The organism is Bradyrhizobium sp., from assembly GCF_049691595.1.
In the GTDB taxonomy this organism is placed as follows: Bacteria; Pseudomonadota; Alphaproteobacteria; order Rhizobiales; family Xanthobacteraceae; genus Bradyrhizobium.
Genome location: NZ_JBAVNZ010000319.1, coordinates 1 through 7,077, shown reverse-complemented (window position 1 = coordinate 7,077; position 7,077 = coordinate 1). Strand labels below are relative to the sequence as shown.

6 protein-coding genes are annotated in these 7,077 nt (G+C 63.1%); 1 reads left to right on the top strand and 5 read right to left on the bottom strand.

What is annotated here, in order from left to right; translation table 11 throughout:
- On the top strand, positions 1-454 hold a 454-nt coding region (locus tag WCE35_RS14070), incomplete at its 5' end, for a LysR substrate-binding domain-containing protein (RefSeq protein ID WP_424593950.1).
- A gap of 231 nt (positions 455-685) precedes the next feature.
- Here the strand turns inward: WCE35_RS14070 and pnp are convergent.
- The 5 genes from pnp to infB all read right to left on the bottom strand — a co-directional run.
- Positions 686-2,842 carry a polyribonucleotide nucleotidyltransferase gene (gene pnp, locus WCE35_RS14065; RefSeq protein ID WP_424593949.1) on the bottom strand — a complete coding sequence of 719 codons (2,157 nt, stop codon included), beginning with the start codon at positions 2,840-2,842 and terminating at the stop codon, positions 686-688.
- Positions 2,843-3,188: 346 nt separating this feature from the next.
- Complete coding sequence (gene rpsO, locus WCE35_RS14060) at positions 3,189-3,458, bottom strand: 30S ribosomal protein S15 (protein WP_074272228.1); 270 nt, start codon at positions 3,456-3,458, stop codon at positions 3,189-3,191.
- A gap of 2 nt (positions 3,459-3,460) precedes the next feature.
- Entirely contained in the window at positions 3,461-4,540 is a 1,080-nt protein-coding gene (gene truB / locus WCE35_RS14055; protein ID WP_424593948.1) for a tRNA pseudouridine(55) synthase TruB, read from the bottom strand.
- On the bottom strand, positions 4,540-4,956 hold the full coding sequence (gene rbfA / locus WCE35_RS14050) for a 30S ribosome-binding factor RbfA (RefSeq protein ID WP_424593947.1): 417 nt from the start codon (positions 4,954-4,956) through the stop codon (positions 4,540-4,542). Before rbfA ends, truB begins: the two co-directional genes overlap by 1 nt.
- A gap of 147 nt (positions 4,957-5,103) precedes the next feature.
- Positions 5,104-7,077, bottom strand: a 1,974-nt coding sequence (infB, locus tag WCE35_RS14045) for a translation initiation factor IF-2 (protein WP_424593946.1), incomplete at its 5' end; no start/stop codon positions are given.

Genomic DNA, 7,077 nt, shown 5'->3' with positions numbered 1-7,077 from the left:
GTTCGAGGACCTGTTTCTGCTCGCGGTGTCCGCCGACGATCCGCGCGCGGCAACGGCGCGGGTGGCCGCCGAGGACATCGACCAGAGCCGATTAATCCTGCTCGAAGACGGCCACTGCCTGCGCGATCAGGCGCTGGCGTTTTGTGCGACCGCGCAGGGGCGCAAGGGCGGCGCGGCGGGGACCGCCTTCGGGGCCTCCAGCCTCACCACCGTGATGCAGATGGTCGCCAATGGCTATGGCTCCACACTGATCCCGCAGATCGCCGCCGACGTCGAACGGCGCGACGACCGGGTGAAATTCCTGCGCCTGAAGAATCCCGAGCCCGGCCGCTCGATCGGCCTCGCATTCCGCCGCACCTCGCCGCGCAAGGCGGATTTTGCCGCGCTCGGCGAGGTGGTGAAGGAGAGCATAGGTGTTCCAACCGCGATGGAAGCGAGCAACGAGCCGCGTTGATGGCTAACAACCGTCACTGCCCAGCCACCGGGTCTCGCCTTCGGCGAGCCCGATGAGAGGCTCCGGCGGGGGCATCCAGTACGCCGCGACTTCTCGATTGATCGCTGCTGTCTTTGGAATACCGGATCATCTGCTTTCGCGGATGATGACAGTCGTGGATACCGGCGCACTGTCTGCAAACAAAAGGGCGGCTCAAAAGCCGCCCCTCGTTGTTCTTGCTATCTTGCCACCTTACTCGCCGGCGGCTTCGCGCGGCGGCGGGGCTTCGGTCTTCTGCCTCGCCTCGAGGTCCTCGCCGGTCACCTGGTCGACCGCCTTCATCGACAAACGCGTCTTGCCGCGGTCGTCGAAGCCGAGCAGCTTGACCTTGACCTTGTCGCCTTCCTTGACGACGTCGGAGGTCTTCTGGACGCGGTTGGAAGCGAGCTGGCTGATATGGACGAGGCCGTCCTTGGCGCCGAAGAAGTTCACGAAGGCGCCGAACTCCATCACCTTGACCACGGTGCCTTCGTAGATCTGGCCGATCTCCGGATCGGAGGCGATCGACTTGATCCACTTGATCGCGGCCTTGATCGATTCGCCGTCGGCGGAGGCGACCTTCACGGTGCCGTCGTCGTCGATGTTGACCTTGGCGCCGGTCTTCTCGACGATTTCGCGGATCACCTTGCCGCCGGTGCCGATCACTTCGCGGATCTTGTCGGTGGCGATCTTGAAGGTCTCGATGCGCGGCGCGTATTCGCCGAGCTCGGCGCGCGCAGCGGTGAGCGCCTTCGACATCTCGCCGAGGATGTGGATGCGTCCTTCCCTGGCCTGGCCGAGCGCGACCCGCATGATCTCTTCGGTGATGCCCTCGATCTTGATGTCCATCTGCAGCGAGGTGATGCCGTGATCGGTGCCGGCGACCTTGAAGTCCATGTCGCCGAGATGATCCTCGTCGCCGAGAATGTCCGACAGCACCGCGAAGCGCGAGCCTTCCAGGATCAGGCCCATGGCGATGCCCGCGGTCGGCCGCTTCAGCGGCACGCCGGCGTCCATCAGCGCCAGCGAGGCGCCGCACACCGACGCCATCGACGACGATCCGTTCGACTCCGTGATCTCGGAGACCACGCGCACCGTGTAGGGGAATTCGTGATGCGGCGGCAGCACCGGGCGGATCGCGCGCCAGGCGAGCTTGCCGTGGCCAATCTCGCGGCGCTTGGTGCCGCCGAGGCGTCCGGTTTCGCCGACCGAGTAGGGAGGGAAGTTGTAGTGCAGCAGGAACGTCTCCTTATAGGTTCCCGACAGCGCGTCGATATACTGCTCGTCCTCGCCGGTGCCGAGCGTGGTCACCACCATCGCCTGGGTCTCGCCGCGGGTGAACAGCGCCGAGCCGTGGGCACGCGGCAGCACGCCGACTTCGGCGACGATGTTGCGGACGGTCTTGGAATCGCGGCCGTCGATGCGTTTGCCGGTGTCGAGAATGTTCCAGCGAACGATCTTGGCTTCCAGTTCCTTGAACACGCCGGCGATGCGCAGCTTGTCGTATTTCGGCTCCTGACCTTCCGGGAAATAGTGCGCCATCACCTTTTCCCTGGCCTTGCCGACCGCCGCGTAGCGATCCTGCTTGACCGGGATGGCGTAAGCCGCGCGCAGATCCTGTTCGACCAGGCCGAGTATTTCCTTCTCGAGCGCGCTCTCGTCGACGATCTTGACGTCGCGCGGCTCCTTTGCGGCCTTCTCGGCGAGTTCGATGATCGCCTTGATGACCGGCTGGAAGTGCCGGTGGCCGAACATCACGGCGCCGAGCATGATGTCTTCGTTGAGTTCCTTGGCTTCCGATTCCACCATCAGCACCGCATCGGCGGTGCCGGCGACGACGAGATCGAGCTGGGTCTCGACCATTTCGTCGAGCGTCGGGTTGAGCACATATTCGTCATTGACGAAGCCGACGCGGGCGGCGCCGATCGGGCCTTTGAAGGGCGCACCGGAAATGGTCAGCGCCGCGGACGCGGCCACCATCGCCAGAATATCGGGATCGTTCTCCATGTCATGCGACAGCGTGGTGATGATGACCTGGGTCTCGTTGCGCCAGCCATCGACAAACAACGGACGGATCGGGCGATCGATCAGGCGGGAAACCAGCGTTTCCTTCTCGGTCGGGCGGCCTTCGCGCTTGAAATAGCCGCCGGGAATGCGGCCCGCGGCGTAGGTCTTTTCCTGATAGTCGACAGTCAGCGGCAGGAAGTCGACGCCCTCGCGCGGCGTCTTCGCGGCGACGACGGTGGCCAGCACGATGGTCTCGCCATAGGTCGCCATCACGGCGCCGTCGGCCTGACGCGCGATCTTTCCGGTTTCAAGCCTGAGGGGACGTCCACCCCAGTCGATCTCGACTGAATGCGTATTGAACATAGTGATCTTCTTTCATGGGTTCACGAAACAACGGGCGCCTGAAACACGAAGACCATGCGCAAGATCGCGAGATGCTGATCGCAACAGGTGATCAGCATCCGGCGATCCTGCCATGGTCTTTATGTTTCGGATGGCGTCCATCCTTTCGAGCAGTCATGGGCATCTTGCCCCGTCCAGCGGCCGGATTGCTGCTGGGCGTTCTATGTTTGAGCATGATCTTTCCGGAAAACCGCTATCCGCTTTTCCGGGTCATACTCTTGCGCATGATCGTCTTTCGAAAATTCGAAAGTCCGGTTTTCGGAAGATCACGCGAAAGCGCGCGCAACAAGCGCGCCTACAGTCAAAATCAGCGACGAATGTTGTGCTTTTCGAGCAGCGCCTTGTAACGCGCCTCGTCCTTCCTCTTGATGTAGTCGAGCAGCGAACGGCGTGTTGCGACCATTTTCAAAAGACCGCGGCGTGAATGATTATCCTTCACGTGGGACTTGAAATGTCCGGTGAGGTTGTTGATGCGTTCCGACAGGATCGCGACCTGGACCTCGGGGGAGCCGGTGTCGCCGGCCTTGTTGGCATTCGTCTTGATGACTTCCGCTTTGCGTTCGGCGGTAATCGACATCGTCAAACACTTTCATTTTTGCGAGCCGAACTGGCAGTCAGCCCGGTCAGGTTGAACACGCGCTTGGGGATAAGCTCGCCATTGCCAATTTCGGCGAGGGCCAGAAGCCGGCCTGCCACCGTGACATAGACTGTGCCGCTACTATTGGGCGCATCCCGTCCGCGCAACAAAACGGCCTGGCCCCGGTGGAGCCTTGCCGCATCAGCCCGTGTGACGGCCAGTGCCGGGATGTCGTCCAGCGCGGTCTCAACGGGCAAAAGCGCGTCGGCGAGGCTGCCCTCGCCAGACGCGGCTCTATTGCATAAAGCCTCCAACTGTTCCAGCAGAATCATGTCGGATTCGCCGAACGGGCCGACCAGGGTCCGCCGCAGCGCGCAGATATGGCCGAAACAGCCCAAAATCCGGCCGATATCCCGCGCCAGCGCCCGGACATAGGTTCCCTTGCCGCACTCGGCTTCGAGCACGGACTGGCCACTATCCGTATGTTCCACAAGGGTTAATTCGTGAATCTCGACCGGTCGCGGCTTCAGATCGACGGTCTCGCCATCGCGCGCCAGATCGTAGGCGCGCTCGCCCTGAACCTTGATCGCCGAATATTGCGGCGGGACCTGCTCGATCAGGCCGGTAAAGCGCGGCAGCAGGTTCCGGATCGAATCGGCCGAAGGCCTGAGATCGCTGGTTCGGGTCACCCGCCCCTCGGTGTCGTCGGTGTCGCGTTCCTCGCCCCAGCACACCGTGAAGCGATAGCGCTTGCGGCCGTCCATCACGAACGGGACGGTCTTGGTGGCCTCGCCCAGCGCGATCGGCAAGGCGCCTGACGCCAGCGGATCGAGCGTGCCGGCATGGCCCGCGCGTCTCGCCTGGAACAGCCGCTTCAGAATCGCGACTGCGTGTGTCGACGTCATGCCGATCGGCTTGTCGAGCACGACCCAGCCATGGACGTCGCGTTTGTCGCGGCGGGGCTGCTTTTGACGCGGATCGTTGTTGGTGCGGGCGTCGCCGCGCGGCTGCTCGGAAAAAATATTCGCGTCGGCGTCAAGCGATTCAGCATTTTGCGAATCGATCATGCTGTTTGCGATCATCACTTATCGTCCGAATCGGGTGCAAGGTCTCTTTGCACCGCAGGTGTTCGCAGTAATTTCTCTATTCGTTCCGCTTCGTCGAATCGCGCGTCGGCGCGGAAGCGGATGTCAGGTGCGAATTTCAGGTTAACGCGGTGCGCGATCTCGCCGCGCAGGAATTTCCTGTTGCGATCGAGCGCCGCGAGCACGGTTTCGGTGTCGCGTCCGCCGAGCGGCATCACGTAGATGGTTGCGAGCTTGAGGTCCGGCGACATTCGCACCTCGGCTACGGTGATGATGTGGCCTTCAAGGTCCGGATCGTGCACGTGACCGTGCGACAGAATATCGGCGACCGCATGGCGGACGATCTCGCCGACCCGCAACTGACGCTGCGAGCCGCCGGAGGCGGAACTTCCTTTCAGGTGATCACGGGGCATCATCGTCTCTCAAAACCGTCATGCCCGCGCTTGTCGCGGGCATCCACGTCCTTCTTTGTAAATCAGGCAAGACGTCGATGGCTCGGAACTGGACCGGCCATGCCGCCGCATTTTCAATATATGATCTGCACTTCGTAAGGTTTGGACTTACAGAGAGCGCTGGATCGTCTCCACGCGATAACACTCGATAATGTCGCCGACACGCATGTCGCCGTAATTCTCGAACGCCATGCCGCATTCCTGGCCGGACTGCACTTCCTTCACTTCGTCCTTGAAGCGCTTCAGCGTCGAGAGCTTGCCCTCGTGCACGACGACGTTGTCGCGAATGAGGCGGACATTGGCGCCGCGTTCCACGGTACCGTCGGTAACCCGGCAGCCCGCGACCTTTCCGACCTTGGAAATGTTGAACACCTCCAGGATCTGGGCGTTGCCGAGCATGGTTTCGCGCAGCGTCGGCGCGAGCAGGCCGGACATCGCCTTTTTGATGTCGTCCACAAGATCGTAGATGATGTTGTAGTAGCGGATTTCGATGCCGTTGCGCTTGGCGGCGGCGGCGGCCTCCTTGTTGGCGCGGACGGAAAAGCCGATGATGGCGGCGTTGAAACCTTCCGCCAGCGTGACGTCGGATTCCGAGATGCCGCCGACACCGGCATGCAGGATGCGGGCCGCGACTTCGTCGGTGCCGAGCTTTTCCAGCGAACCCAAAATGGCTTCGAGCGAACCCTGCACGTCGGCCTTGACGATCAGCGGGAATTCCTTGCGGCCCGAGGTTTTGAGCTGCGACATCATCTGTTCGAGCGAACCGCGCATGCCGGAAATGCTGGCGGCGGCATTCTCGCGCTTCTGGTGGGCGCGGTAGCTCGTGACCTGGCGGGCGCGGGCCTCGTTCTCGACCACCGCGAGGCGGTCGCCGGCTTCCGGCGGACCGTTGAAGCCGAGCACCTCGACCGGCACCGAGGGGCCGGCCTCGTCGATGGTCTCGCCCTGATCCGAAATCAGGGCGCGGACGCGGCCCATTTCGGCGCCGGCCACGATGATGTCGCCGACGCGCAGCGTTCCGCGCTGCACCAGCACGGTTGCGACCGGGCCGCGGCCGCGATCGAGCTTGGCTTCGATCACGGTGCCTTCGGCGGGACGCGCCGCGTTGGTCTTGAGGTCGAGCAGTTCGGCCTGCAGCGCGATCATCTCCAGCAGCTTGTCGAGATTGGTCTTGTTCTTGGCGGAGACCTCGACATCGACGACTTCGCCGCCGAGCGATTCGACCTGAACCTCATGCTGCAGCAATTCGGTGCGCACGCGTTCCGGCCGGGCGTCGGGCTTGTCGATCTTGTTGATCGCCACGATCATCGGCACTTTCGCCGCCTTGGCATGATTGATCGCCTCGATCGTCTGCGGCATGACGCCGTCGTCGGCGGCGACCACCAGCACCACGATGTCGGTCACCTTGGCGCCGCGCGCACGCATCGCGGTGAAGGCGGCGTGGCCGGGGGTGTCGATGAAGGTGATCTTCTTGCCGCTTTCCGGCGAAGTCACCTGATAGGCACCGATATGCTGGGTGATGCCGCCGGCTTCGCCCGAGACCACATTGGCGTGGCGAAGCGCGTCGAGCAGCGAGGTCTTGCCGTGGTCGACATGGCCCATCACGGTCACGACCGGCGAGCGCGGTTCGGTGTCGCTGGAGTCATCGACGGCGTCGAACAACCCTTCCTCGACGTCGGATGCGGCCACGCGCTTGACGCTGTGGCCCATTTCCTCGGCGATCAGCTGCGCGGTATCGGCATCGATCACATCGGTGATCTTGTGCATCGCGCCCTGCTTCATCAAAAGCCGGATCACGTCGACGGCGCGCTCGGACATCCGGTTGGCAAGCTCCTGGATGTTGATGGCTTCCGGAATCACCACCTCACGAATCAGTTTTTCCTTCGGTTCGTTCGACGCATGACCCTTGAGGCGCTGGGTGCGGCGGCGGAACGAGGCGATCGAGCGTTCGCGCACTTCGTCGGCATTGAGCGCGGTGACGAGCGTCAGGCGGCCGCGCTGCTTCTGCGGCGCCGGCTTGGCGGTGGTCTTGGGGGCCGCTGCGGGACGTGCCACGCCGCCGGGGCCGCGACGGACCAGGCG

Bases quoted from the DNA above. Each gene is read 5' to 3' on its own strand.
- pnp (WP_424593949.1), bottom strand. From the start codon at position 2,842: ATGTTCAATACGCATTCAGTCGAGATCGACTGGGGTGGACGTCCCCTC.
- rpsO (WP_074272228.1), bottom strand. From the start codon at position 3,458: ATGTCGATTACCGCCGAACGCAAAGCGGAAGTCATCAAGACGAATGCC.
- truB (WP_424593948.1), bottom strand. From the start codon at position 4,540: ATGATCGCAAACAGCATGATCGATTCGCAAAATGCTGAATCGCTTGAC.
- rbfA (WP_424593947.1), bottom strand. From the start codon at position 4,956: ATGCCCCGTGATCACCTGAAAGGAAGTTCCGCCTCCGGCGGCTCGCAG.